This is a genomic window from Chelatococcus sp. KU-N122 (assembly GCF_055391085.1).
Map to the genome: position 1 here is coordinate 3,929,895 of NZ_AP043981.1, position 26,066 is coordinate 3,955,960.

Here is a 26,066-nt window from a genome sequence, read left to right on the forward strand (position 1 = left end):
CGGACGCAAGCGACCGCGTGTGAACTTCCTGCCGTACTTCTTGCCACTGGAACCGGCGAGGCCCCGCCACGTGCCGCAGGAGTACCTGTGCGCCGTCTGCGGGCGCGAAGCCATGTACGGCGCCGGCGTGCGACTGCTGCACGGCCAGCTTGGCACATGGTGGTGCCGCGAGCATGTCCCGGCCGACGTGCTGGCGAGGCCGACATGAGCATCAGCGCCTCGACTCTCCGCCGTCTCGCGGCCCTTCATCTAGAGCCAGCGGCCATGGCGGAGGTTCTTTCGATCCTCGCCGAAGCATCAGAGGCTGACGAGGCCCGCAGGCTTGCGCAACGTGAGCGCAAAGCTAAGTCACGGGACAAGAGCGTGACGGTCACGGGACAAGAGCGTGACGGTCACAGTGACGGGTCTCCTGAGACAAAAAACTCCCCCACACCCCCTATAAAAACTCAACCTCTACCCTCAACCCCTTCGGGGTTTCGGGAAACTTCGCGTGCGCGAGAGGCCGACGAATTCGAGGCCGAGTTTTGGCCGGCCTACCCCCACAAGGTCGGCAAGCCTGACGCTCGGAAAGCCTTCGAGCGGGCCCGTCGGAAAGCGCCAATCGCCGAGATGCTCGCCGGCCTGAAGCGCTACGTCGACGGAAAGCCGCCCGACAGACCGTGGTGCAACCCGGCGACCTGGCTGAACCAGGAGCGCTGGGCCGATCAGCCGGCCGCCGTGGCGACGCCACCTCGCGGCCCGCCGGCATCGACACGACGCAACCACGCCCTCGCCGAGCTGAACGACATCCTCAACGGATCCAGCCATGACCCAGCACCTTCCGACGACGCAGACGACATCAGCGGATCGACTGGCTCCGGCGCCCGTTCCGCTTTCGCGGAGCGCTACGATCGAGCTGGATCTGATCCTTGGGCGAATTGACGAGGGCGTCATCTACTCGGATCGGCTGCCGGCCGGCTTCGAGCGCGAGACATGGGTGCAGCGTCAGGCCGACTTGCGGGCGGCCATGGTCGCGGCCGACCCGAAGTCTGCGCGTTCCTACGTCGTGCTGTTGTTCGGGGCCTACCCGGCGCTGCGTCAGGATCGAGACGAGTACGAGATGATGGTCAAGCTCGCGCTGCACGCGTTGGCGCCCCATCCGATATGGGCCATTCGGCAGACATGCGAGGCATGGGCTCGGGGCGAGGTGACCGGCCGTAGCCTCGCATTCGCTCCGACCATCCCTGAGGTGGCGGCAGAGGTGGCGCGGCGCGCGGCGCCATACCGCGCCGAGATGGAGCGCATCGATCGCCTGTTGCAGATCGAGGTGCACCGCGCCGCGCCGCCGGACGAGAAGGCGCGGGTATCCGCCATGGCCGAGCGCCTGTCAGAGCAGTTGCGCGCCACCACCGACGCCGAACGCAACGCCAGCCGCCCGACGCCGGTCACCAAGCACACGCCGCAGCAGGCCGAGGCCAACCTCGATCGCATCATGTCCGAGGTCAAGGAGGGCCACGTCATCAAGGCCTCTCCGCGGCTGCTGGCGGCCATGCGCGAGCGCGAGATGATCAAGGGATACCGCGATGAGTGAGCGAACCAAGCGCGACAGCGACGGCCGCTACAACGCCATCCACCGCGGCACCGTCCCCGGAGAACTGCCCAAGCCGGGCAGGCGCAGCGAGCACATGCACATCGTGCACGGGCTGGTGGATGACCCGAACACCAGCCGGCGCGGCTACCGGCAGAGGGTCGCGGTGAACGCATGCACCGATGCGCTGGAGACCGAATACGCTCGGCATCGGATCAGCGATGCGGCGTATGCGGCGGGCTTGCGCTATCAGGCTGCGCTAGAGCGGCAGGGTCGTAGCCCCGTCGGGTCGTCGTGGAGTGCTGGTGACCGCGGGGACCCGGCTGAGCGGCGCGACAACGGCATGGTCAGGAGCCTGGAGGCGGCACGGGAGGCCGTCGAGCTGCTGGCGCAGACGCGGCCCGCCATCGGCATGTTGGGCGAGCGCATTCTCACGATGGCGCTGGGCGAACGCAAGACGATGACTGAGATCACGGAGCTGTTCGGCTATAGCTCGACGGCTGCTCGGTCAGAGGTGTCCGCCCGGTTCCGTCAGGCTCTGGAGGATCTGGCTGACCTGTGGGCCTCCCGTGGAGCTACGCCGCCGGCCTCCAGCCTGGCAGGCCATGGCAGATAGCTGAGCACGCAAGGGCCACATACGGAGGCGCCCCCTCGCGAGCCCATTTGACGACTGAATTCGGGGCGCATCCGAGCCGCCTTGCGCACTCCGCCGCAGACCAACGGCGGGTCTGTTTCATGAGGGCAAGCCAGGCGGTAAATTCGGCGCCGGTCATTTCTCGGCAAGCTCCTTCTCCAGCTTGCGCTGATCGTCGATATACCAGAGCATCCGGTCGACGACATTTTCGATTGTGAATTCCGCGTCGCTGTCTTGGACCCGATCCTTGTACCACGTGGCGTAGATCAGGTCATAGGGGTGAGCGCCCTTGCGAACCAAATCATCAGTGAGAAGCCTGGCTTCGGCGTGTGAGCACGGACTTTTCAGAGGAACTAGAGTCGGTTTCCCGTCTCGCCAGACGCGGGCGCAGAAAATGAACGGCTCCTTCGTTCGAAGGTTTGGTTCCTTCAGGTCCGGCGAAGGCAATATGCTCTCGTCGAGCACACCTTCTGCGGCCCCTGGCATTCCGAGGTGTGGGAGCGCCTTTGTCCAAGCGACGCGCTTTTGAAAAGCGATTGCGAGAGCAGAAAGCGGCCCCATCACATGACCCCAAGGCACACGTTGTCGACGATGATCATCTCGCCATCATCCTCCCCGCGCTCGCCGCGGTTGCCGGCGACAAGCACGACGGCTTCCCCGTCCCAGCAATACTCACGGTGCAGGCGGGCAATGGCCGCATCAACGGTGGCGGCGGTGACCTTGATGGTGCTGATGCCGGAGAGCTCGTCATCGGTGCACTCGCCGTCGACCCATACCCGGCTCTTGCCGAGATATGCCCCGACGACCGCCGGACCGCCACGATGGGCACGAACTCCGTAGTGCTCATATTCGTCGGCGGCGATCAATTCGGCGAATGTCATCTGCGGTGCTCCGTTGCTGATGAGTGTTTATCGCAAATATGCGATGGTGCGTCAAGCGTAAATATCGCAAATATGCGACAAATGTCGGTGTGTTGCGGCTGCCCCTTGCGAATGCACCCAAATCAGTGCAGAATCACCACGATCGATTTTTGCGCCCGGGGCTGAACAAGCTGCCGGGCGTTTTGATTCAGTTCGACGCGGCGGCGTTGCTGCCGAGCGAAGACCCTTGCTGAGCAAGCCAGCCAGGCCCCGCTTGAAAGCCGGGAGTTGCGCCCCGGCCCGCGTCGAAGCCCTTCTCGTGGAGAACCCCATGGACGATCAAGCGCTTCGCCTCGAGTGCCTGAAGCTGGCCGCTGCTCATGCCGGCGGCGATGCCCGCGTCAGGGAGGCCCAAGCCCTCTACGACTTCGTCATGGGGCAGGAGCCGGCGCCTTCGGGCGTCATCCCGACGGTGAAGGCAAAGACGACAGGGCTCGGACCCGTCGGCGACGCGTTCCCGCTCTCGACGCTGGGCGTGATGGCGGCTTGGAACGATGAGGCGCGAGAGAGGAGTACCGCAAAGAGGGGCTGCTTCGGCATTCAGGGCGCCAGCGCGGATGCGGCTGCGCTGACCCATAGGCGTATCTCCGGCCTCGAAGCGGAGCTTGCCGAGCGCAACGTGTCCTACAAGGAAATGACCAAGATCGCCCGCGAGTATCAGCGCGAAGCGGACGTCCAGCGTGGGACGATCGCCGCCTTGCAGGACGAGAACGGAAAGTTCCGGGCCACGCCGGACATGGTCAAGACGCTCGCCGAGTAGGAGCGGTGATCCGGCGAAGAACATGAGCGAAGAGCCTAAAGTAAGCGAAAATAGGGGTAATGCCGGCAAGGGCCGCCCCAAAGGTGCGCGCAACAAGACGACGGCTCTGCTGAAGGATGCCATTCTGAAGGCTGCGCAGAATGCCGGCGGCGAGAAGGGGCTCGTGGGCTACCTGGAGATCCAGGCTGTCGTGAACCCAGGCCCGTTCATGTCGCTGCTGGGTAAGGTGCTGCCGTTGCAGGTGACGGGCGAAGGCGGCGGGCCCATCGTCCACCGGATCGAGCGCGTCATTGTCCGTCCTCCAGATCCCGACAGCTGAGGTCTTCACGCCGCTGCTAGAGCCATCGCGCTACAAGGGCGCTTATGGCGGCCGCGGATCGGGCAAGAGCCACTTCTTCGCGGACAGGCTGATCGAAGACAGTCTCTATGAGCGCGGGCTGCTGTCGGTCTGCCTGCGCGAGGTCCAGAAGACGCTGCGGGAGAGCGCCAAGCGCCTGATCGAGGCGAAGCTCGGCGAGTTCCGGCTCGGCGAGGCCGACGGCTTCAAGGTCTATCAGGAGGTCATCAAGACGCCGGGCGACGGCATCGTGATCTTCCAGGGGCTCCAGGACCACACGGCCGAGAGCATCAAGTCGCTGGAGGGCTTCAAGCGGGCCTGGGTGGAAGAGGCGCAGACCATCTCGCCGCGCTCGCTGAGCCTGCTGCGCCCGACTATTCGCGCCGACGGATCGGAGATCTGGTTTGGCTGGAACCCGCGCCGCAAGACGGACCCAGTCGACATGATGTTGCGCGGCGCCGCCAAGCCGACGGACGCGAAGGTCGTCAACGCCAATTGGAAGCACAATCCGTGGTTCCCCGGCGTGCTGGAGCAAGAGCGTCTCGACTGCCTGCGCACCGCGCCGGAGCAGTACGATCACATCTGGGAAGGCGGCTATGCCAAGGTGACGGCTGGCGCCTACTACGCCGCTCAGCTCGCCGCGGCGCGCAACGAAGGACGCATCGGCCGGGTCGCCCCCGACCCGCTGATGACCTTCCGTGCGGTCTGGGACATCGGCGGCACCGGCGCGAAGGCGGATGCCTGCTCGATCTGGATATGCCAGTTCGTCGGTCGCGAGATCAGGGTGCTGAACTACTACGAGGCGCGCGGGCAGCCGCTTGCGACGCACGTCAATTGGCTTAGGGCCAACGGATACGGCCGCGCGCTCTGTATCCTTCCGCACGACGGCGCGAGCAACGACAAGGTCTACGACGTCAGCTACGAGAGCGCGCTGAAAGAGGCCGGCTTCGAGGTCAAGGTCGTGCCGAACCAGGGCAAGGGCGCGGCCAACATGCGGATCGAGGCGGCCCGTCGCCTGTTCCCGAGCATATGGATCAACGAGGCGACGACATCGGCCGGGCTCGACGCGCTCGGCTCGTATCACGCTCGCATCGATGACGCGCGGGGCATCGATCTTGGGCCGGAACACGACTGGGCCTCGCACGGTGCCGACGCGTTCGGTCTGATGTGCGTGGTTTACGAAGAGCCGGGCGATGACAAGCCGATCGTGTTCGGTGCGCCGCGCGGTCGTGGGTGGATGGGTTGATGGCCGACGACAGCGACGTCCAGCACGACACCATCGAAGACGAGGGCGAGTTCCTCAAGCTCGCCAGCAGGCGATACGATGCCGGCTGGTCGCGTGAGCAGGTCAACATTGAAGAGGCCTACGAGGATCTCCGTTTCCGGGCCGGAGACCAGTGGCCGGACAGCGCGCGCAAGCAGCGCCACGATGAGGACCGGCCCTGTCTGACCGTAAACGTCATCCCGCAGTTCGTTCGGCAGGTGACCGGCGATATCAGACACAGCAAGCCGGCACTCAAGGTGATCCCCGTCGACACCGGCGGGGACGAGCAGGCAGCGCAGCTGCGCGCCGACATGATCCGCTACATCGAGAACAGGTCGGACGCTTCGAGCGCGTACTTCTCGGCCGCCGATAGCCAGGTCACGGGAGGCATCGGCCATTGGGAAGTGGTGACTGAGTACGCGTCAGAGACGACCTTTGACCAGGAAATCGGCATTCGGCCGATCGAGGATGGCGTCAGCGTCGTTTGGGATCCTGACGCGGTCGACAAGACCCGCAAGGACGCTCAGTTCTGCTTCGTGCCTGTCGACTACACGCACGACGGCTACAAGACCAAGTTCCCCGGCGCACCCATGGACGGCTTCGGCAATCTCGGTGCCGACTACTTCAACGACTGGGTGACCGCCGACACGATCCGCGTCGCGGCCTACTGGTACAAGAAACCGTCGAAGATCATGCTGGCGCTCACCCGCGATGGCAAGATTGTCGACCTGACCGACGCCGATGACGATGACGTCGAGATGCTGCGGAGCGAGGGAGCCCGCATCCGCGATCGCGAGAGCTTCAAGGTCTATCGGGCGCTCATCACGAGCTGCTACATCCTCGAAAAGCCGCGCCTGTGGCCGGGCCGATACATCCCGATCGTTCCGGTGTTGGGCGAGGAAGTCAGGATCGGCCGGACATTGGTCCGTCACGGGCTCGTGCGCTTCGCTCGCGACCCGCAGCGCATGTTCAACTACCTGAACAGCGCGCAGGCCGAGACGACGGGGCTTCAGCCAAAGGCACCGTGGCTTCTGACGGAGAAGAACGTCAAGAAGTACCGCGATCTGTGGGAGACGGCGAACACCGTCAACCACCCGTTCATGGTGTATGAGCCGGACGAGGCGAATGGCGGGCAGCAGCCATCGCGCATTGCGCCGCCAGTGTCGTCGCAGGGCATCGCCGAGGGGATTGCTCTGGCTGCCGACAACCTGCGGCAGGTGACGGGCATCCATCAGGCGGCGCTCGGCGAGCCGAGCAATGAGAAGAGCGGCATCGCCATCCAGCGCCGGCAGATCGAGGCCGACGTCGGCACCTTCGTCTACCTCGACAACTTCAACCGGGCGATCCGCCACACTGGGAACATCCTCATCGACCTGATCCCGCATATCTACGACAACGAGCGCACGCTCCGTGTCGTCGGCGAGGATGGGAAGATGACGCCGATGGTCATCAACCAGGCCGTCGGCGTCGAGATGGACGGCGAACCGGCGGCGCGCCTCAATGATCTGTCCGTTGGCGCCTACGATGTGATGATCGAGGAAGGTCCGAGCTACACGACGAAGCGCGAGGAAGCCAAGGAGGGGATGGGTACGCTGATCCAGGCGGTCCCAGATGTGTTCCAGGTCATCGGAGATCTGTTCGTCCAAGCGCAGGACTGGCCGATGAAGGACAAGATCGCCAAGCGCCTACGCTCGATCCTCCCGCCGCAGATCCGGCAGGCAGAGGCGCAGGAAGACGGTGAGCCGATGCAGCCGGAGCCGCCTCCGCAGCCAAGCCCTGAGCAGATGGCTGCGCAGCAGCAGGCGGAAGCCGAGACGGCCAAAGCACAATCCCAGCTGGCCAGCGAGGATCAGCAACGCCAGATCGACGCCATGCGGGCGCAGAGCGATCTTCAGGACGCCGACGTCAAGCGGCAGGTGGCCATGCTCGACGCCCAGCTGAAGGCGCGCCTCATGGAGGTGGATGCCGCGAGCCGTCAGAGCGAGTCCGCGGCCAATGTCGAGCTGACGAACGCCAAGACGCAGCTGACCTATGCCCAGATCGCGGCATTGGGGGTCAAGGCCGGGCGCGAAGACGAGTTGCAGCGCACCGACGCCGTTCGGAACGACGAAATAGAGCGCTCGCGGGCCGTCCGAGAGGACGAGATGACGCGCCGAAAGCAGGATTTTACCGAGCGCCAGGCGGAGCAGGCCCCCGCAGGTACCGAGTAGAGCTTCACGCAGGCAGTCGCACGACGCGATAGCCGCGATGATGATCACGGCGCCCTGAGCGGCGCCTTTTCATGGACACTACGATGGACGATGACGACCTGACCAACGGGCAGGCGAGCGATACCGCTGCGCCAGCCGAAGGACAGCAGACGGACGCCCGGGATGAGGCCGAAAGGCCGACCGAGGTGGCATCCGAGACGCCAGACGACGCCGACAAGCCGGAGGGCGAAGAGCCAGAAGGTGAGGCGGATGATGGCGGCGACGAGGAGGACCGGCCGAAGCGACGCCGATCAGGCGTTGAGCGGCTGAAGCGGCAGAATGAGGCTCTGCGTGCAGAGGTCGAAACGCTGCGCAGTCGAGGCGGGGACATTTCCGCCGACGACAGTGCGGCGATCGACCGAGAAGTTCAGAGCCGCATCGGAGAGCCGCCGAAGGAGGCGGATTTCAACGGTGATTTCTTCGCGTACCAAGCGGAGCTGAGCGCCTACCTCGCCGACAAGCGCATCGTCACCCGCCAAGTGCGGCAGGAGGCGTCTACGGCCGGCGCACGCCAGCAGAACCATCTTCAGGATCTGTTGGAGGATCACCTCGAACGCCAGCGGGAGGCCGCCAAGGTTATCCCCGACTACGCAGAGGTGATGGCCAAGGCCTCCGATCCGCGCACCCACGCCGTCGCCGATCACGTCAAGTTCCTGATGCTGGACAGCCCCAAGAGCGAGCTGCTCCAGTACCACCTCGCCAAGAACCCATCTGAACTCCAGAAGCTCAACGGCATGCAGCCGATCGCAGCCGCCCGCTACATGGGCGGGATCGAGCGCGGCCTGTCGTTGGCCAAGCCCAACCGAACCACAGCAGCTTCTCCTCCTCTGTCGCCCAACCGCGGGACCGCTGGCGTCATGGCCGATCCGACCAAGATGTCCATGAGCGACTACGTGAAGTGGCGGCAGAAGAACGGCTGATCCAGAAGGATTTGAGCCACTATGCCCAACACAACCCTTACCGCGGACATCATCGCCAAAGAGGCGCTGATGATCCTCGACAACAACCTCGTGATGGCCAAGCAGGTCTTCCGGGGTTACGAAAACGAGTTCGACAAGAAGGTCAACGGCTATGAGGTCGGAGAGACCATCTCCATCCGCCGGCCGACCGACTTCACGGTCCGCAACGGTGCCGTTGCCACGGCACAGGACGTCGTCGAGGGCAAGACCACCATCACGGTCGACCAGCGCAAGGGCGTCGATTTCAGCTTCACGTCGCAGGACTTGACGCTGAAGATCGGCGAGCTGTCCGAGCGCGTGATCAAGCCGGCGATGGTGCAGCTGGCCAATCAGATCGACATCAGCGTCATGTCGCTCTACGCGGCGGTGCCCAACTGGGTCGGCACGCCGGGCGAGACCGTCGACTCGTTCAAGGACTTCTCCAAGGCGCCAGAGCGCCTGAGCGAGATGGCGGTGCCGGTCGACAGCCGATCGGCGGTTCTCTCGCCGGCCGACAACTGGGGCCTGATCGGCACCCAGACCGGCATGTACATCCAGAACGCCGCGAACTCGGCCTATCGCGAGGGCTCGCTCGGCCGGATCGCCGGCATCGACACGTTCGAGACGCAAAACGCGCCGACGCTTCTGACCGGAAGCCGCACGGGGACGATCCTGATGGACCTGTCCATCACGTCGGCTACCGTCAGCTACGCGAACGTCAAGGACACCATGACCCAGGTCGTCCACATGGACGGCTTCACGGGTGCCACCGACACCGTGGCGGCCGGCGAGGTGTTCACGATTGCCGGCGTCTATGCCGTCAATCCGGTGACCAAGGCGCGTCTGCCGTTCCTGAAGCAGTTCACCGTCGTCAGCACCGCGACGATGGCGGCGAACGAGGGCGACCTCACGATCTACCCGGCTATGATCTGGACGGGCGCGTTCAAGAACGTCGACGTGGTTGGCGTGACTGACCTGAACAATCAGGCCATCACCTTTATGGGCACTGCGGCGACGCCGTACCGCCAGAACCTCGTGTTCCACAAGAACGCGTTCGCTCTGGTCACGGTGCCGCTGGTCAAGCCCCCGGGTGCTGTCGAGGTGTCTCGTCAGACCTACAAGGGCACGTCGGTGCGCGTGATCCCGGTCTACGACGGCGTCAACGACGTCAGCATGTGGCGTCTCGACGTGCTGTACGGCATCAAGGCGATCGACCCGCGCCTCGCCGTGCGGCTGTCGGGTACCGGCGCGTAAGAGGCGACCAGCATGCCGTTCGGGCTCGACGACGCCGCGGCCGCCGCACTCCAAGACCTCCTGGTTTTGGACGCGGCTGACACGCCGGCTACGGAGGATGTCGCCGTCGCGACCAACCGCGCCGGCACGGTCGTCGTCGAGCTTGTCGGCCGCCGCGTGTGGCCGGCGCCGGTCGACCCGGACAACATCGACGACATCTATTTCGAACCGCTCGTTTCTGTCCTGGTGCAGCATCTCGGCCCGCAATACGGCCGCGATGACAACCCGCAGGCGCGCGCCGAAGCCGAGGCTCGCCTGGCCAGCGCCTACCGGCTGCTGCGCACCGGGCCGACGGTGCTGGTGCGTGCGGTCCTGGAGCGGCTGGAAAGCATCGGCCTCTCCACGTCCGCGATCGACGCTGCGGCCGTCTCCGAGGCTGTGCCGAGCGTGCTTGGCGATCTGATCCAGCGTCGAGTTGTGATTTTCGCCACCGAGGCCGATATCCCCGCGTGGGCGCTACCCCATATCATCACTCTGACCACCGCGCGCGTCCAGCCGAAGGCCTATGACCAGGCGGCGCTTGATGTCGCCACCGCAAGCCTGCTCGCCGGTGATCGGCTCTACCGTGGCGCCTCGACTGAGCTTGTCCGGGCGGTGCTGGAACGCCTAGACGCCACCGGAGCCACGACCTCCGCCATCGACGCGATGGCTGTCGGCGGTGCGGTGCAATCATTGCTCGACGACCTCGCCGCGCGGCGCGTGATCAGCATCGCCAACGAGGCCGCGATCACGCCGGCGCAGATGCCGAGCCTCGTGACGCTGCTGACGGCGCGAGTGCAGCCGAAGGCGGTCTCTCCGGATGCGGTCGCTCAAGCTGAGCAGGTTCTGGCGGAGATCAACGCCAAGGACCGGGCCGGCAAGAGCGCGCTCACGTTGCTGGTGTTCGATCAGATGAGAGCCTTGGGCGTCGACACGACGACGTTTGACGCGTCAGCTGTAGCGGCGCGGATGGCGCAGACCATTTCCGATCTAGGCCGGCGGCAGGTCTACTATGCTGCCGATGAGGACTCGATCGAGGAAGGTGCGCTCGTGCATGTGGCGCGGCACGTGGCGGCCTCCTTAGTACCGGCGAGTGCGGGTGGACCGAACTATGTCGTCATGGAAAAAGCCGAGCGCGATCTATCCTGGTACGCGCCGCTGACGATCACGCCGCTGCGCATGGATAAGACGCTGACGCGGCGCCGTCGAACGAGCTGGGTGCACTGATGGTCGCGCTGCCCATCCCTCGTTCGTCGACGCCTGGCAGCCGTTCCGGCGAGGGTGAGGGCCGGCTGATCAACTGCTACAGCTCGCACGAAGGCGACCGCGACTATGTGCGCCGGTGCCTCGGGCTTGCGATGCTGATCACGACGACCGGGACTGGCATCCGGGGCATGATCGAGGTGACCGGAGCCTACTATTTCGTCTATGCCGACAAGGTGGCCTATGTCACGTTCGCGGGCGCGACGCCGACGGTCACCTACCTGGCGGGCGCGATCCCGGGCAGCGATCCGGTGACGCTGGCGCGGAACAATCGCACGACGGCCGGTGTCTCGACGCCGGATGTGGCTTGTGTGCGACGCGACGGCGGCGCCTATCTGCTGAGCCCGACGACGGTGACGGCATATTCTGGATTTGATGCGGACCTGCCGCCCAACGCCAATTCCGTGGCCTCTCTGGGTGGCTATTTCGTGTTCACGTGTTCCGACGGCCGCATCTTCGCCTCGGAGCTGAACTCGGCCTCCGTCGAGGCGCTGAGCTTCGCTACGGCGGAATCGAACCCCGACGGCCTGCTGCGGGGTGTCGTTCACAACCAGCGCTTCTATGCGCTGGGTACGTCGTCAACAGAGTTCTGGACCAACGAGGGGTTCTCGCCCTTCCCGCTCCAGCCAGCCTCCAGCGGGAAAACCGTTGGCCTGCGAGGAGCCATGGCTGTGGCCGGAAGTGACGCCGACATCGGCTGGGATCACGGCCTATTCTTCGTGGCGAGCGACGGCAGCGTGCGGGCGCTTGACGGCTATCAGGATGCCGTGATTTCGACGCCTGACGTCGAGCGATTCATCACGGCCTCGGCGTCGGCCGACCTGGAGATGATGGTGTACCTGGAGCGCACGCGCCCCATGGTCGTCATCAGCAGCGCCGTCGGAACGTGGTCATACGATGTGACGGCGCGGGCCTGGCACGAGCGGGTGAGTGGCGCGCAACCGCGCTGGCGAGCCAAGTGGTCGCTCTACACATCAACGGGGGCGCGGTTCTTCGGCGACACGCAGTCGGGCAACATCCTAATCCCGTCGACCAGCTTCACGGAGCCGGACACCGGCATGTTGTGGATGGTGGAGAGCGGATCGCTGAAGGATTATCCGTCGCGTGTGGCAATCCCGTCGCTGTTCGCCGACCTCACAGAGGCCGACGGCGGCTCGGTCGACATTTCTTGGTCGAAGGATGGCGGGAAGACCTTCTCGACGCCGCTCACCCGGTCGTTGGCGATGATCGACAAGGTGCCGGTGCGGGTCAATCGCCTAGGCCTGTCCACCCATCACGGCATGCGCGTGAGGTTCAACAGCACGTCTGATGCCGACTTCTCTTTTATGGGGGCATCAGTTCCGGACCCGGAGGTGCGCCCGCGTGCCGCGCCGCAGGCAGCGAACTGATGACGGCCCCGCTCGATATCGATTTCACGAAGCTGAAGGCCCAGCTTGGGCAGGACGTCGCTCGCGTCATCCCGGTCACTGTTAACGGCCAAACCGTATACGTCCCGACACAATGGACGATGGACAGCGAGGCGGCCACGCTCGGCTTCTTCAAGCGGTCGATCGTCGACCTCCAGACGAAGCAGAACGAGGTCATCTCCGAGACCGACGGCAACACCGCCAACGTCACCCAGATCATCCAGGCGCTCACCGATGGCACGGGAGCGTATGGCGCCTTTATCACCACCATCAAGACCGCGGCGGATAGCGGAAATGCCAATGCGAGCCTCGCTCTACAGGCTCTGACGGACGGGTCAGGCGCCTACGGCTCGTTCATCACGTCGATCGAAGCGACGGCCAACGGAGCCACGGCGGGCGGCAGCATTTTCCTGGTTTCGCAGGCGACACCTGCCGGGTGGACGTCAGCAGCTGGCTTCCAGGTCGTCGCCGGCAACATCGACGTGGGCCTCACGCTCCTTGCTGACACCGCCACCATGACGGGCGCGGTGTCGATAAGCGCCAATCAGCTATTGATCACGGATCCGTCGTACAACGGCGGCGATCCTGGCAACCTGATATTCTACGACGGAACCGCGTTCCGGTTCGGTGCACCGTTCCTGGCCGGGCTGACGAACCTCGACGACAATTCGGCGACCAACGAAGAATGGAATGTAGCCGACAGCCCGTGCGATTGCAGCTTCACGGTCCCGGCCGGGGCCACGGACGCCAAAATCGTCATTCAGGTGACCTACGACGGCGACCCCAGCGTCTACACTTCGGTTGCTCAGTTCAACATCACGCTCACCGATATCACCGGGACCCCCGCACTGCTCAAGACGGTGAAGCTGTCGCAGGCCCAGAGCGGAACGGGCGGTTCGGCCTTCAACTTCTACAACTACAGCGGTCTCACCTACGCCATCTCGGGCATCGCGCCGGGCACCTACACGTACCGGGCGCAGATCGTCAACACGGTCCCGCTCGATCCCGGCATTGAAAAGTCGCTGAACATCAACATCCGCGGACGGTGGAAATAGACCATGGCCAGCCCGTTTTCTGGATCTGGAAGCCGCAATGCAGCGGTGTTCCTCGCGGACTTGTTGACGAAGAACACCGCTGCCGCCAACAACTTCTTGCAGTCCGGCAAGGACGAAAGCCTTGGCTACATCAACGCCGCCGAGCCTCAGACCATCGCGGCGCTCCAGGGCGGCTATGCGGCGGGCCGGGACCAGTACGGCCAGGCCGCGGCGCGCTACCAGCCATGGGTGGATGCCGGCGTCGACGCGCTAGGAACATATCAGGGCTCACTCGGCCTGGGCGGCGATGCCGCGCGGCAGCAGGCCGTCAACGCCTTCCAGGCTTCGCCAGGCTACCAGTACCAGGTGGACCAGGCCACCGACGCCGTGGCGCGCAAGAACAGCGCCCTGGGCATCCTGGGCTCCGGCAACACCCAGCAGGCTATCGGCGACCGCGCCCAACAATTGGCCAACCAGGACTACAGCAACTGGCAGAGCCAGCTGAACGGGCTGTCGGGGCAGGGGCTACAGGCGACGCAGCAGCAGGCCGACCTGCAAAAGGGCATCGGCGACCTCTACGTGGGCGAGGGGCAGGACGTCGGCGGCGTCTACAGCAACAATGCCGCCCGCCGCGCCGGCATCGCCACGGGCACAGCGACGGCCTTCAGCAACAATCAGATGGGCTTGGGCTCCAGCATCGGCAATCTCGGCATGCAGGCTGGGCAGGCGGGCGACACGGCTGCGGCGAACAAGCTCAACTTCGGGCTCGGCGCCGTCGGAACCGGCCTCAGCCTGCTCGGCCTGAAGACGGGCGGCGGTGGCTCGCTCGGCGGCGACCTTTTCTCCAGGTTCATGAAGTAGGACGCCATGGTCCAGCTCATCGACTTCTCACCGGCCTTCCGCAACATCAACTCGGCGATCGGCCAGATTGGCCAGAACAACGAGGATGCGTGGAAGCTTCGGAACAACCAGACGATTGGCAATCTCGCGCTCTCTGGAGACCTAAAGGGAGCCGCCGCTGCCGCAATCCGAGCCGGAGATTTGGGTGCTGGCATTGGCTTGCTGAAGTACGGTCAGGATCGGGACGACCAGGCCGCGACCCGTGATCTGGTGAAGAACAGCGGCGTCTTCAGAGAGCCAACCGTCACCGGCGGCGGACAGACCATCAGCGACCTCGCGCCAGCGCCACAGCCGGCCGGGACGCCATCGAGCGCAGCACAAGTCCGCTCCGATCTGGCGCCGCCAATGGCGGTCGATCCCATCCAGCGCGCCGCGCAGGCCGTCGGCGGCATGGAGAGCGGTGGGCGCTACGGGACTGTCGGACCGACGCACGCGAAGTACGGCCGCGCCCTCGGCAAATATCAGGTCATGGAGGTCAACGTCGGCCCCTGGACGCAGGAGGCACTTGGGCAGCGGCTGACGCCTGATCAGTTCCTCGCGTCGCCCCAGGCGCAGGATGCGGTGTTCCGCTACAAATTCGGACAATACCTCAAGCAAGACGGGAATATCAATGATGCCCTGAGCCGCTGGCACTCCGGCTTGACGCTGGCCGATGCCCGCGCCAAGGGCGTCCGTGACGTAAACATCCCGACGACAGAGTATGTGCGCCGGGTGGCGGCCAACATCCCGACCACGGGGGTGCAGCCGGCGCCGGCCGGCGATGCGCAGGGCTTCCCACCACCCGCAGAGCCGAGCACCGTGGCGTTCCGCAACCCGGATGGAAGCACGGAGCAATTGCAGGTCGACACGAGCGGCGCCGGCATGCGGAACGGCGTTCGTGTCGCGTCGGCCGATCCGAACTTCGCGCCCGCCATGCCCGCGCCGAGCGATCAGCGCCCCGATTGGTACAATCCGGCGGCGCAAGCTCCCGCGGCCGGCCAGCAGGTGGCGCAGGCCGCACCTGCTCACGGCATCCCAGCGGCGGCCCCTGGCACCATTTCCCCCAGTTCGCCCGCGGCTACCAACTCCAACGCCATGCAGATGGCGAACAAGACGCTGGAGATCCTGGCCACGGCGCGTAACCTCGACCCGGGCCTGCGGTCGGCGCTGGAGAAACGCTACGAGTACTTTACGGGCTATGACGCGAAGCGGCTGAGCATGGAGCTCCAGCAGCTTCAGGCGCAGAAAGCTCGCCGCGAGCTGGCCGACCCGTCGTTCGGCCAGGGCGAGACGATCCGCCAGTACAATATGGCCCGGCAGCAGGGATATACCGGGACGCTGCTCGATTTTCAGAAGGAGCTGCGCGCGGCTGGGAAGGCCGACGTCAACGTTAACGTATCTGGTGAGAAGAAATTCTCCGAGACGGCAAACCAGGGCCTCGCGAAGAACTTCCAGGATCTTGCCGAGGAAGGACAACAGGCCCGCGAGCAGGCCGGCCTCACGGAGCAGCTGAAGGCGCTTGGCCCTCAGGTCGGAACGGGCGGCGCCGCGGCGGCGCAGGCGTGGCTGGCCGAGCGCGGTGTCAAGCTGGGCTCGAATGTCGGTGCGGTTGAGGCCTATTCCGCCCTCATCGACAAGATGACGCCAGCGCAGCGCATTCCCGGCACGGGCGCGACGTCTGACTTCGACGCCAGGATGTTCAAGGCGGCACTCCCGCGCCTGATCAACACGCCGGAAGGCAACGCGCTGATCCTCGATACGATGGACGCGCTCGGCCAGTACAAGCAGGCACGGGCCGTGATCGCCGAGCAAGCCCTGGTCGGCGACATCACGCCCAAGGAAGCGCTGGCGCAGATGCGGGCGCTGCCTTCGCCCAAGACGGAGTTCGTGAAGCGGCTCGGCGAGCTTGGGAAGGCCGGAAAGCTGCCGGCGACGCCGCAAGCTGCCCCGGCCAGGCAGCAGCCGGCATTGGCAGTTCAGCCGCCACCGGCAGCGATCCAGGCTCTGCGGTCCAACCCGGCGCTGCGTGACCAGTTCGACGCCAAGTACGGCGCTGGCGCATCGGCCCGCACCCTCGGAGGGCAGTGACATGGCGAATTTCTTCGACCAGTTCGACGCGCCTGCCGCCGCATCGCCACAGCAGCCCCCGGCCGCGGCGGCACCAAGCGCACCGGCACCGGCCGGCGGCAACTTCTTCGACCAGTTCGATGAGCCTGCGCAGAAGCCGAGCACGCTGACGGACGTGGCTAAGGCCATTCCGGCGGGGCTGGCGCGGGGGGCGGCGGGGATGGCCGGGCTTCCTGGATTTTTGAAGGAATGGGGCGGCGACTTCCCCATCGCAGTCATCGAAAGCCTGGTATCCGGCAAGAATGTCACTCGTCAGGAAGTGGCGGCCGATGCGCGCCGGAACGTCGAAGAGAACAGCCACATCCCATGGCTGATCAACGCTGGCGCAGGCGATGTCATGACCTCCAAGAACGCGACGGATCTCATCGAGAGCGTGGCAGGGCCGCTTTACAAGCCGCAGACCGTCCCTGGAGAGTACGCCAACACCATCGCCGAATTTGCACCAAACATGCTCATGGGTGGCGGAGGATTGGTGAAACGAGGCCTCCAGACAGCCATCCCGGCCATCGTCTCGGAGACGGCTGGACAGCTTACAAAGGGCACCGAATGGGAGCCATTCGCGCGCGGCGCCGCGGCTCTTGCGGCTGGCATCGGGACAACCATGGCGATGCCATCGCCGAGCACATCCGGTGTCGTTCGCCGCGCCGTCGAAGGGACGACACCAGCACAGTTCGATGCAGCCGAGCGGCTCATGGCAGATGCTGCCAACATGGGCGTCAATCTCACGCGCGCGGAAGCGTTGCAGCAGGTCACGGGCGGGGCGACGCGCCTCGGCGATGTGCAGCGCATCGCAGAGAGTTCGGGCCGCATGCGTCCGTACTTCGCGCAGCGGGCGCAGCAGGTCGAGAATGCGGCCCGGCAGCAGTTTGATGATCTGGCGCCCCCAATCACGCAGCCGTCGAACATCGGCCCCCAGGTCGGCCAAGCGGCGGAAGGGGAGGTGAGCAGGGTCACGGCCGACATCAATCGCCAGACGCGCCCCCTCTACAATCAGGCGTCGCCGCAGGAGTTCGATCCACGCGTTCATCAGGCGCTGATGCAAGATCCGCGGTACGCCCAGACCCTCAAGGAGGTGAGGGGCGATCCGTTCTTGAACGAGAGCATCGCCAAGCTTCCGGACAACAGCGTCGGCGTGGTGGATCTGGTGCAGCGCCGGATGCGAGAGATCGGTGAGAATGCCGCGGTGCCAGGGCAGGCGTCGACCAGCAATCTGCGGTCGGCGAGCGCTGGCGAGGCGCGCGACATCCCGCTTCAGGTCGCCGACCAGGTCGCGCCGGCCTACGAGCAGGCGCGCGCCATTCAGCAGCAACTGCGCGCGAAATTCCTGGAGCCGCTCATGGCCGGGCCGATTGGCAAGCTCGCGTCGAGGGACACCACGACGCGGCAGGCGATCGACACCCTGTTCCCGACAAACCCACTGCCCGGCAGCGCGCCGGAAGTCGCGCAGGCCGTGGGAGCGCTGTCGCGGCGGGTGCCGACGGTGGCGACAAGCCTCGTGCGGGCGCACGCGGAGAGCGTCTTCAACGAGGCAGCGCAGGCACTCCAGAGTGGCCCGAACCAATTCGGTGGCGCCACGTTTGCCGCGGTCCTAAGGGGCAACCCGCAGCAGGCGGAGAACTTGAAGGCCGCCGTCACGGCCCTCCGCGGTGGCACGGTTTGGGACGGTTTCGACCGCTTCCTTCAGGTTCTGGAGGCAACCGGACAGCGGCAGCGGCCGGGATCGCTCACCGCGTTCAACACCGAGGCGCTGAACGAATTGAAATCGGGTCGCGCCGTGGGTGAACTATTCAAGCAGGCGACCAGCGGTGGCCTGAATCTACCGGCGCGCGTTCGGGAAACCTGGGAGCGTTGGAGCCTCGGCAACAATCTGGACGAACTAGCGGATGTCCTGACCAATCCGCGAGCGGCCAGCGTCTTCAGGGAGATGGCCAACTCGCCGCCCGACAGCGCCAAAGCTCTCATGCTCGCCGCTCGGCTGACATTTCTTACGAAAAAGGGCGCGGAAAGCGGGAACCAACAACCGCTCCCAAATGGCAAATGAGATGCCGGTGAGGATGAGGCACCAGATGATAGCGCCGAAGAGCGCTCCGCCGAAGTTCGGATCTGGGTCGCTCATCGCCTTGCGCATCCAGAGCACGACGAACGCGGCTTGCAGCGCCATCCATACGAGCCGGCTCGGCTTCATTCGCCGGGGTGCATCCGCTGATCGCCGTCATGGCGGGTGAGCCAAATGGCAGCAGCCGCGCCTGCCAGCAGCAGGGCTGGTGCGATCACCAGGGCGTACCAGTGCGCGAAGGTCATTCCCTCAACCTCCCGAGGACGATCCTCGCCCCATAATGTAAGACAGCTCCGGTCAGGAACCAAATGACGGCGAAGGCGACCGCGAAGGGGCCGCCGGTCGGGCCGGTCACCCCGTACGTGAGGCCGATGGCCGGCACGATGACGCTGGTTCCGATGGTCGCCGCTGAGAGCGTGTTCAGGAGAGTGGCGAGGTACTTCAGACGCTCGTTGATGACGACCTTCGGGCTCATTCGGAGGGCTTCTCGCGCTTCTGGCGGGGCGCCGGTGGCAACCGGCCGTTCATCTCGGAAAGGATGGCCTCAATCCGACCCAGCGCGACGTAGAGAGCCTCCCGATCCACTTCGCGCTTGGCCTCGATCTGGAAGCTATCTTGAAGGCGCTCGATGATCTCGGCGTTCAGGCTCCTGCCGTTCGCTTGGGCCGTGGCCTTCAACAGATCGCGCATCCCGTCTGGGAAGCGCACGATGTACTGGTCGAGCTTCCGGCTGGGGGTGTCCTGCGCCACCTGCGGCCTCCTGTTGATAAAGCATCGCACTAGGCGATGTTTGTGCTTGACGCAATTATCGCAGTAGGCGATGTTGGTTCTATCGCAATAGGCGATAGAGAGGTTGGATGACCCAAAACCGAACCATGCGAGACGGCATAGCGCTCCGGCTGCCGGATGGTCTGCGAGACAGGCTGAAAGCTGTCGCGAGAGCCAACCGCAGGTCCATGAATGCAGAGGCCGTTCTGATTTTCGAGAATGCCCTCATGGGCTCGGCAGCGACGGGGGACACGTTTGGCGACAAGGCCCCCGCCGCTGCTCACTCAACCGGCGCTTTTGCGAGCGCCGATCATGCCAACCACGGTTGAAAAGGAACCGCAGATGGAAGCTCACTATACCACAGGCTCTCGCGGCTCCGCGAATGTGCCAGCGCCCCTCGTCTACAACGGCGAGGTCATCACCGCCCGTGACGAGATGCTGTCCCTCACGGACATGTGGCGCGCCGCCGGCTCGCCGGTGAACAAGGAGCCGTTCAACTGGGCACGTAAGGAAGGCGCCTCCTTCATCGAAGCTGTGGCGCTTACGCATAACCTGCCTGCCAGTCAGGTTATGAAGGCGACCCGCGGCAAAGGCGGTGGCACCTTTGGTCATTGGCAGGTTGCAATGGCCTACGCGAAGTACCTCAACCCCGAGTTCCACATGTGGTGCAACACGGTGGTGCGCGAGTACATGGAAGGACGCCGTGCCAACGTGGTCGAGACGGGGCCAGCGCGGATCAAGAAGGCCCGTGAAATCCGTCTCGCGTTCGGCGGGTTCCTGCGGGTCTGCAAGATGATGGGCCTGGACAACAAGCACGCCGCCATCAGCGCGAACCAAGCGACGAAGGAGACGACGGGCTTCGACGTCCTTGGTGCGATGGGCGTCACCCATCTCATTGCCGATACCGGCGGCGCGCAGATCAACGTCACCGAACTCGGCCGCCAGCTGGGGATGACGGCCCCGAAGGGGAACGAGGCTCTGACCGCCCATGGCTATCAGACCGTGTTCCGCGATGCCAAGGGTCATCTCGTCTACGAGCCGACCGAGAAGGGAAAGCGCCATGGCGGCCGGCTGGCTCTCACCGGCAAAAAGCACAGCAACGGCGTGCCCGTGACGCAGCTCGTCTGGTCCACGGAGACGGTGAACGCCTTGCGCCGAGACATGCAGGCGCACTGACACCCGAACTAAAAATCGAGCCGGGCGGAGGCGGCAACCTCTCGCTCGGCTCTCACCTCAATCGATCTGGAGCATCGACCATGGCTGACGCCACGGATACCACACCGCGCCCAACGCGTCGCGGAGTTCTTGGCCACCTTGCAGGAGCGGCGGTTTCGACCACCGGAGCCGTCGCTCTCGCGCCCGTCGTCATCGACCCGATGGTTGATGCCGTGGAGGCATACCTCGCCGGCATGCGCCAATTCAACGCCCGCTGCGTCGGCAACATCAGCGACGACGATATGGACGCCATGATCGCTAGCACCTACGGGCCGGCGCAGACTCGGCTCTTCGACACGCCGCCGATGCCGGCATCCATGGACGGCGTCAAAGTCGCCATCGCCTTCGTCTTGGGCGAGATGCAGAACCACATGTTCGAGGATGGGCACGCCGCCATCCTCGCGCAGATCAACGAGTTCCTGCTTGCAGCCTAGCGATTCCACAACGGCTTATCGGGGCATTGTCTCCGACAAGCCGTTGATATTACGCTATTTTTCTTGGTGAATCGAAACGCCTGTTTCCGGGCGTCTAGCAACATCGGTGGGCGGCGGCGCCGGCGGCTTTGCTAGCCAACACGCCGGCCGACAGCTCCAAGGCGCTTGCGCTGGCAATCCGCCTCGGCGCGATCGGCATCAAGGCCGGCCGGAGCGAATGAGGCCTGCCATCATCCCCCAGCCCTCCCAAGGCCAGGGGATGGAACCATGCCGCCAGGGTTGTGTCCAGGCTCAGGCTGGCTCGTAGGCGTTCGGCCGCGGCGTCAAGGCTCGCTCGACGGCTTCATGCTCACGGTCGATCACGAGGAGGTAAGCGCGTAGGGCGCTATCCGGCTTCGACCGGCCCTGCTCCCAGTCCTGTAGGCGGTCTAGGGTAAAGGAATACCGCTTGGAGAATTGGGCTTGAGAAAGCCCGGTCTTGCGACGAATGGCCTTCACATCGAGGTCAGACGGAACATGGATGCGATAGGTCGCGGGATCGACTTCGCCCTTGGCGATCGCATTCGCCTGCTTCGCGGCGTGGATGAGGCGCTTTCCGAGAGCACTCATTTCGACCTCCTGAGTTCGCTGACCTTGTCGGCCACGCCGGCCCGGTAGTTCGTGGCCAGCGTAGATAGTTCATCTCGTAGAGCGTTCCGTTCGGCTTTGGATATGTTGGCCCGCTCCCCCTTCGACAGGAGCGCGAGAAGGAACACGGGAATATCGTCGGCGCAGAAATAGGTGATGACCCGATATCCTCCCGACTTGCCCTTGCCGCGGCCGGCAATCCGCACCTTGCGCGCGCCGCCGGTGCCAACGATCAGATCGCCGGCCTGAGGATCGGCTGCCAACACCGAAACGATGTCGTCCTGCTCATCCTTGGAGAGGCCCGCGGCCTTCACGTCGGCGAGATAGGACGGTGTTTCGACGACCTCATGCATGACATACTAGTACGGAGTTTCCGTACATATTTCAACCCCAAAATGGGGAAAAATCAGTGCAACTCGCCCGGGTCCTCCGGCGGCTCGTAGGTTGCCAGGAACCCTAGCCCGATCAGGTGATCGCGCAGCAGGAGCATGACGGCGTCCGTCGGCTCCATCTCGATAGGCTCGCTCGAGCGGAACCGCTCCAAGGCCTCAGCCAAGTCGCCCGGCAGGTACAGCTCAATCCTCATCCGATCCCCCAATGACCGCTGGCGCCAGCGCGTCGGCTCCCCCGAGGTCTTCATAGCATGACCGCCGCCCCCTTCGGCGCCGACTACGCCTTCAGCGTCGGCGCCACCGTGCAGTTCACCGGCGACTTCGCGCAGGCCGATAGCTCGGCATGGCCCGTCGACGACTACGACCACGAGTGGGCCGTATGGGACGCCAACGGCTGCAAGATCTACACGGGCACGCTCGACAACGGCGGCATCATCATCTCGCCAACGGCACCGCCGCCGGAGAACAACTGGATCACCTTTTCGATGGGTGAACAGCAGCCCTGCGCCGGCACCTACACGCACGCCTACCGGATGCACCACAAGACGACAGGCGAATACGTCGTGCCGATCGACGGAACCATCACCATCACAGGGAACCGCTTCTGATGGCGCTCACTCAGCGGGCGCCCGCATCCTTCAAGGTGCGGGCTCAGGTAGGCTTGCGCGGGCCGACGGGCCTGAAGGGCGACACCGGCGACATCACGCCGGAGGCGCAGGAGGCGCTCGACGGGATCGACGTGTCCAAGGTCGACGCGCAGACCGCGGCCGCCCAGGCTGCGTTGCGCGAGAGCGGCGCGCAGGCGGCGCAGGCGGGCGCGGAGCTGGCGGCGAGCACGGCACAGAACATCCAGGGCGTCTACGCCAATGACGCGGCCGGCCTCGCGGCTACGACCAGCGGTCAGTACTACTACATCGTCTCGCCCACATTGGTCGGAGCGCTTGATCTGAAGCTGAACAGCTCCGGGTCGGCCGTCTACCAGAAGACCATCCCCGGCGACCAGGCCATTGCCGCTTGGCGCTCCGGCGTCAACGCTGACATCGCGCGCCAGCAGCGCCGCGGCGGCCTGTGGCCGGACTGGGACCAGCCGTCGATCGTCGGCGGCGCCGGATCGCTGCCGAACAGCTCCGGGCAGTCCGAGATTCTGTTCGGCGCCGATGCCGCCTGGGACCACGAGTTCAGGGCCAAGCGGGTGCGGGCGCATGCCGCCCTGCGCCGTGGCCCGGCCTGCATCGACTATGGCGACGCCGGGCACCAGCATTACCAGCTCGCGCCGCTGCGGGACGGTTCCGGCGGCTGGGCAGTGGTGGGCTACACCGATGAGGCCGGCGTCTCGTGGACGTACGACTTCGATCAGCGCATCTACCGGCCCAGGAACGAGACGAAGGGCCTGACCTATTCGCCGACCATCGTCGGTCAGATGGGCACCCTCAGGTCCATCCTGGCCATGGAGGCATCCCAGGCGGGGCCTCCGGCGCTCCCCACAAGCCCGTGGACCGAGACATCAGCGTTCGAATTCGTCACGGACGCCGCGACGTTGGCATCCATGTTCCCGGACCCGAGCCGGCCGATCCCGAACGCCTGCATCCGCGAAATCCTCGTGATGCCGAACGGCCGGGTGTTCGAGGGGCACTACGGCCGCACGGTGCTCGACGGCTCCCCTGAAGAAGCCGATCACCAAATCAGGGTCTGGCGCTACACCGATGACCTGGCCGGCGACACGCTGCCGGCCACCGACAACGAGACGACCGACCTCAACTGGCACATCTTCGCCGCCTACCGCGGGACGGACGCCAGCTGCTACATCGCCGACGGCAAGCTGATCCTGCTGCCCGACAACCGGCTCGTCATCGTCCAGTCGGTCCAGTTTCCATCTGGCCGCTACCTGACCAGCTACTCCCGCGTGGTCGTCAACCCCATGACGGGCGTCGCTCCCGACCTTGGCACGGTGACGGACGGCACCTTCGCGTTCGGGCCGGAGACGTTCTTCGGCCCGAATTGGCCGATGAACCCCGAGTACCACGGCGGCGAGATCCGCTTGTTCATGGAGCAGCCTTACACGCGGCCGAACGGTGGCGTGCAATATGGCCGCGTCGTTAGCAAGGGAAACCAGGCTTGGTTTCAGAAGATATCAGATGTTCCGCCGTTCAGCGCGAGCGCTGAGAACGAATTTCCGGAGATAACCGGCGTCCATCCAGGGGATACGCCTGACCATATCTTTGCTATCATGCGCGGAGATACGGGACAGTGGGTCCGCGAAAGCTGGAACGATGGGGCCACGTGGGGGCCTGAGACGGCCAGCTATTTCGAGAGCCATCCTGCCACTGCGCCGTCCAAATACGAACTGAACCACATTCCAGCCGGCGTGCCGGGCGGCGCCGGGTTCTTCACGTTCACGGGAAATGTCTCGTCCGTCCGATTCAACATGGGGGCGTGGACCTCCAAGAACCCCTGCGACCTCGTCAACTGGCTGTCGCCGGTCATCGTCGATCCTCGGACGACGGCGGCGATGGACGGCCCCACGCAGACATATCCGTGCACTGGTTGGCGCCGAAAGGCCAACGGCCAGTACACGGGCGACTTCATCATCGCCAACGACCACGGCCGCAACGGTCCATTCTTTGCGGACGGCACCAACAAGGCGGCGCTGATCGCCAGCGGCGTGGTCGTTGCCGGAGTTCTGACCGCGACGGGCGTCACCGGGCACCCGATCGCGGTCGGCCAGAAGATTGGCGGCGCCACGTCGGGACAGTTCGCAACCGGCACCGTGATCTCATCCCAGTTGAGCGGCACGCCCGGCGGCGATGGCACATATCAGCTCAGCATCGTGCAGGACGTCGCCGCGCAGGCCATGTCGACCGTCTGCACGCGAACCACGCCGGGCGCCATCACCTACGCCGAGCTGAACCTGACGGTGATCTCTCTCGCCGATCTTCGGTCTGGCAACACCGCGAACATCAGCCGCTACACCACCAACCCCCATGGGCCGCCGGCCTCATAGGTGCATGCATGCCTGAATTTACAGAAGTCGATGCAATCATCCCCTCGGGCAGCGGCATCATGACGGTGACGCGCGACACCGAGGCGGAGGAGATCGCCGGAGCCAGTTGGGTCCGGGAATGGTTCTACCCGAGCGTCGGCAAGCGCCGAGGATCCGGCCTCGGCATGATGTACCGCTGCCAGGCGCGCGGGCTCATTGCGCACAGCTTCACCAACCCGCCGGCCGCGCAGGGCTTTATTGACGCCGCCAATCTCTACCCGGCGGCCGGGTTCGGGATCAGCGGTACAACTGGCACCGGCCAAACGTCGAATGGCGGCCTGGTATGGCAGCGTGATCCGGCGGGGAATCCTCGGGCTCCGGATACGTCGTGCCCCCTGATCGGGCCGCGCAGCTTTTCGATTATCGGCGCCGTCAAGCTCGGGGCGGACGCGACTGGCGCCATCCTTGCCGGTGCGGCGTTGACCAACTACCCGGCCGTCACCATCGACAGTTCCGGCCGCCTGACGGGATCTCGCAATATTGGCGGTTCGCCCGCTTATGATGTCCGCTACGCCACGGACCTGCGCAACAATCGATTCTGGTACATGTACGACTGGAATTATGAGGCGGCTCAGGCCGTGCTCTATGTCGGCGGTTCGATCGTCTCCGGCCCTGTGAATGGCTTGGCTCAGTTCGACGCAGCCCCGACGCAGCTGAGAGCTGGCGGCTCCGGCATCGACGGCACGGGCAACTCGAACGTCGCCCGCAGCATCTGGATGGGCGAGCACATCTTCGTGGAGGGTTCGGCGCTGCTGCCGGAGCGCAGCGCCTGGATCGCCAAGGTGTTCAGCAGGTTCAATGCGCGCTATCCGACCTCGGTTCTAGCGTAATCGCCGGGCCGCCGCGCCACCTCCTTCCCATCCCCGCACCACCACGCCCCGCCC

General features: G+C 65.1%; 29 protein-coding genes. 22 read left to right on the top strand and 7 right to left on the bottom strand.

What is annotated here, in order from left to right; all coding sequences use genetic code 11:
• The first annotated feature begins 70 nt into the window (after positions 1-70).
• The 4 genes from ACZ5PO_RS17595 to ACZ5PO_RS17610 all read left to right on the top strand — a co-directional run bounded on the left by ACZ5PO_RS17595 (position 71) and on the right by ACZ5PO_RS17610 (position 2,183).
• Positions 71-208 (top strand): hypothetical protein, encoded by a 138-nt coding sequence (locus ACZ5PO_RS17595; protein ID WP_464195765.1) that lies wholly within the window; start codon positions 71-73, stop codon positions 206-208.
• Positions 205-921 (top strand): hypothetical protein, encoded by a 717-nt coding sequence (locus ACZ5PO_RS17600; protein WP_464195767.1) that lies wholly within the window; start codon positions 205-207, stop codon positions 919-921. Before ACZ5PO_RS17595 ends, ACZ5PO_RS17600 begins: the two co-directional genes overlap by 4 nt.
• An 85-nt stretch (positions 922-1,006) precedes the next feature.
• Positions 1,007-1,570, top strand: coding sequence for a hypothetical protein (locus tag ACZ5PO_RS17605; protein ID WP_464195769.1), 564 nt, complete (start codon positions 1,007-1,009; stop codon positions 1,568-1,570).
• Complete coding sequence (locus ACZ5PO_RS17610; RefSeq protein ID WP_464195771.1) at positions 1,563-2,183, top strand: hypothetical protein; 621 nt, start codon at positions 1,563-1,565, stop codon at positions 2,181-2,183. Before ACZ5PO_RS17605 ends, ACZ5PO_RS17610 begins: the two co-directional genes overlap by 8 nt.
• A gap of 153 nt (positions 2,184-2,336) precedes the next feature.
• Here the strand turns inward: ACZ5PO_RS17610 and ACZ5PO_RS17615 are convergent, their stop codons facing one another.
• Both ACZ5PO_RS17615 and ACZ5PO_RS17620 read right to left on the bottom strand, forming a co-directional pair.
• Positions 2,337-2,762, bottom strand: coding sequence for a hypothetical protein (locus ACZ5PO_RS17615; protein WP_464195773.1), 426 nt, complete (start codon positions 2,760-2,762; stop codon positions 2,337-2,339).
• Positions 2,762-3,082, bottom strand: coding sequence for a hypothetical protein (locus ACZ5PO_RS17620; RefSeq protein WP_464195775.1), 321 nt, complete (start codon positions 3,080-3,082; stop codon positions 2,762-2,764). Before ACZ5PO_RS17620 ends, ACZ5PO_RS17615 begins: the two co-directional genes overlap by 1 nt.
• A 310-nt stretch (positions 3,083-3,392) precedes the next feature.
• On the opposite strand from ACZ5PO_RS17620, the gene ACZ5PO_RS17625 reads away from it, so the two are divergent.
• The 12 genes from ACZ5PO_RS17625 to ACZ5PO_RS17680 all read left to right on the top strand — a co-directional run bounded on the left by ACZ5PO_RS17625 (position 3,393) and on the right by ACZ5PO_RS17680 (position 18,691).
• Positions 3,393-3,881: a hypothetical protein gene (locus ACZ5PO_RS17625; RefSeq protein WP_464195777.1), complete on the top strand. Its 489-nt coding sequence runs from the start codon at positions 3,393-3,395 to the stop codon at positions 3,879-3,881.
• Positions 3,882-3,903: 22 nt separating this feature from the next.
• Positions 3,904-4,200 carry a hypothetical protein gene (locus tag ACZ5PO_RS17630; protein ID WP_464195779.1) on the top strand — a complete coding sequence of 99 codons (297 nt, stop codon included), beginning with the start codon at positions 3,904-3,906 and terminating at the stop codon, positions 4,198-4,200.
• Positions 4,172-5,464 carry a PBSX family phage terminase large subunit gene (locus tag ACZ5PO_RS17635; protein ID WP_464195780.1) on the top strand — a complete coding sequence of 431 codons (1,293 nt, stop codon included), beginning with the start codon at positions 4,172-4,174 and terminating at the stop codon, positions 5,462-5,464. The genes ACZ5PO_RS17630 and ACZ5PO_RS17635 overlap by 29 nt, the downstream gene beginning before the upstream one ends.
• Positions 5,464-7,692: a portal protein gene (locus ACZ5PO_RS17640; protein ID WP_464195782.1), complete on the top strand. Its 2,229-nt coding sequence runs from the start codon at positions 5,464-5,466 to the stop codon at positions 7,690-7,692. The genes ACZ5PO_RS17635 and ACZ5PO_RS17640 overlap by 1 nt, the downstream gene beginning before the upstream one ends.
• 83 nt (positions 7,693-7,775) lie before the next feature.
• Entirely contained in the window at positions 7,776-8,651 is an 876-nt protein-coding gene (locus ACZ5PO_RS17645; protein ID WP_464195784.1) for a hypothetical protein, read from the top strand.
• A 21-nt stretch (positions 8,652-8,672) separates the two neighbouring features.
• Positions 8,673-9,923, top strand: a complete 1,251-nt coding sequence (locus ACZ5PO_RS17650; RefSeq protein ID WP_464195786.1) for a P22 phage major capsid protein family protein — start codon at positions 8,673-8,675, stop codon at positions 9,921-9,923.
• Between the two features lie 12 nt (positions 9,924-9,935).
• The gene (locus tag ACZ5PO_RS17655; protein WP_464195788.1) at positions 9,936-11,168 is read left to right on the top strand and encodes a hypothetical protein; all 1,233 of its coding nucleotides are present in this window, start codon (positions 9,936-9,938) and stop codon (positions 11,166-11,168) included.
• Positions 11,168-12,592: a hypothetical protein gene (locus ACZ5PO_RS17660; protein WP_464195790.1), complete on the top strand. Its 1,425-nt coding sequence runs from the start codon at positions 11,168-11,170 to the stop codon at positions 12,590-12,592. Before ACZ5PO_RS17655 ends, ACZ5PO_RS17660 begins: the two co-directional genes overlap by 1 nt.
• Complete coding sequence (locus ACZ5PO_RS17665; protein WP_464195792.1) at positions 12,592-13,665, top strand: hypothetical protein; 1,074 nt, start codon at positions 12,592-12,594, stop codon at positions 13,663-13,665. Before ACZ5PO_RS17660 ends, ACZ5PO_RS17665 begins: the two co-directional genes overlap by 1 nt.
• A gap of 3 nt (positions 13,666-13,668) precedes the next feature.
• Positions 13,669-14,505 (top strand): hypothetical protein, encoded by an 837-nt coding sequence (locus ACZ5PO_RS17670; RefSeq protein WP_464195793.1) that lies wholly within the window; start codon positions 13,669-13,671, stop codon positions 14,503-14,505.
• 6 nt (positions 14,506-14,511) lie between these two features.
• Complete coding sequence (locus tag ACZ5PO_RS17675; protein ID WP_464195794.1) at positions 14,512-16,611, top strand: hypothetical protein; 2,100 nt, start codon at positions 14,512-14,514, stop codon at positions 16,609-16,611.
• A gap of 1 nt (position 16,612) precedes the next feature.
• Complete coding sequence (locus ACZ5PO_RS17680; RefSeq protein ID WP_464195796.1) at positions 16,613-18,691, top strand: hypothetical protein; 2,079 nt, start codon at positions 16,613-16,615, stop codon at positions 18,689-18,691.
• Positions 18,692-18,947: 256 nt separating this feature from the next.
• Here ACZ5PO_RS17680 and ACZ5PO_RS17685 read toward each other — a convergent pair whose 3' ends face one another.
• On the bottom strand, positions 18,948-19,181 hold the full coding sequence (locus ACZ5PO_RS17685) for a hypothetical protein (protein WP_464195798.1): 234 nt from the start codon (positions 19,179-19,181) through the stop codon (positions 18,948-18,950).
• Positions 19,178-19,456: an Arc family DNA-binding protein gene (locus ACZ5PO_RS17690; protein WP_464195800.1), complete on the bottom strand. Its 279-nt coding sequence runs from the start codon at positions 19,454-19,456 to the stop codon at positions 19,178-19,180. Before ACZ5PO_RS17690 ends, ACZ5PO_RS17685 begins: the two co-directional genes overlap by 4 nt.
• A gap of 125 nt (positions 19,457-19,581) precedes the next feature.
• Here ACZ5PO_RS17690 and ACZ5PO_RS17695 point away from each other — a divergent pair, with 125 nt between their 5' ends.
• The 3 genes from ACZ5PO_RS17695 (at position 19,582) to ACZ5PO_RS17705 (ending at position 21,123) form a co-directional block, all read left to right on the top strand.
• Positions 19,582-19,803, top strand: a complete 222-nt coding sequence (locus tag ACZ5PO_RS17695) for an Arc family DNA-binding protein (protein ID WP_464196880.1) — start codon at positions 19,582-19,584, stop codon at positions 19,801-19,803.
• Complete coding sequence (locus ACZ5PO_RS17700) at positions 19,787-20,650, top strand: KilA-N domain-containing protein (protein ID WP_464195802.1); 864 nt, start codon at positions 19,787-19,789, stop codon at positions 20,648-20,650. Before ACZ5PO_RS17695 ends, ACZ5PO_RS17700 begins: the two co-directional genes overlap by 17 nt.
• Before the next feature lie 212 nt (positions 20,651-20,862).
• Positions 20,863-21,123 carry a hypothetical protein gene (locus ACZ5PO_RS17705; RefSeq protein ID WP_464195804.1) on the top strand — a complete coding sequence of 87 codons (261 nt, stop codon included), beginning with the start codon at positions 20,863-20,865 and terminating at the stop codon, positions 21,121-21,123.
• Between the two features lie 291 nt (positions 21,124-21,414).
• On the opposite strand, the gene ACZ5PO_RS17710 is transcribed toward ACZ5PO_RS17705, so the two are convergent.
• From ACZ5PO_RS17710 to ACZ5PO_RS17720, 3 genes are read right to left on the bottom strand one after another with little or no spacing between them, the layout of a single operon-like run.
• Positions 21,415-21,732, bottom strand: a complete 318-nt coding sequence (locus tag ACZ5PO_RS17710) for a helix-turn-helix domain-containing protein (protein ID WP_464195805.1) — start codon at positions 21,730-21,732, stop codon at positions 21,415-21,417.
• Positions 21,729-22,103 carry a type II toxin-antitoxin system RelE/ParE family toxin gene (locus ACZ5PO_RS17715; RefSeq protein ID WP_464195807.1) on the bottom strand — a complete coding sequence of 125 codons (375 nt, stop codon included), beginning with the start codon at positions 22,101-22,103 and terminating at the stop codon, positions 21,729-21,731. The genes ACZ5PO_RS17710 and ACZ5PO_RS17715 overlap by 4 nt, the downstream gene beginning before the upstream one ends.
• Positions 22,104-22,156: 53 nt before the next feature.
• Positions 22,157-22,336, bottom strand: a complete 180-nt coding sequence (locus ACZ5PO_RS17720; protein ID WP_464195809.1) for a hypothetical protein — start codon at positions 22,334-22,336, stop codon at positions 22,157-22,159.
• A 57-nt stretch (positions 22,337-22,393) separates the two neighbouring features.
• Here ACZ5PO_RS17720 and ACZ5PO_RS17725 point away from each other — a divergent pair, with 57 nt between their 5' ends.
• From ACZ5PO_RS17725 to ACZ5PO_RS17735, 3 genes are read left to right on the top strand one after another with little or no spacing between them, the layout of a single operon-like run.
• Entirely contained in the window at positions 22,394-22,750 is a 357-nt protein-coding gene (locus ACZ5PO_RS17725; RefSeq protein ID WP_464195811.1) for a hypothetical protein, read from the top strand.
• On the top strand, positions 22,750-25,143 hold the full coding sequence (locus ACZ5PO_RS17730) for a hypothetical protein (RefSeq protein ID WP_464195813.1): 2,394 nt from the start codon (positions 22,750-22,752) through the stop codon (positions 25,141-25,143). The genes ACZ5PO_RS17725 and ACZ5PO_RS17730 overlap by 1 nt, the downstream gene beginning before the upstream one ends.
• Before the next feature lie 8 nt (positions 25,144-25,151).
• On the top strand, positions 25,152-26,012 hold the full coding sequence (locus tag ACZ5PO_RS17735) for a hypothetical protein (protein WP_464195815.1): 861 nt from the start codon (positions 25,152-25,154) through the stop codon (positions 26,010-26,012).
• Positions 26,013-26,066: the final 54 nt, after the last annotated feature.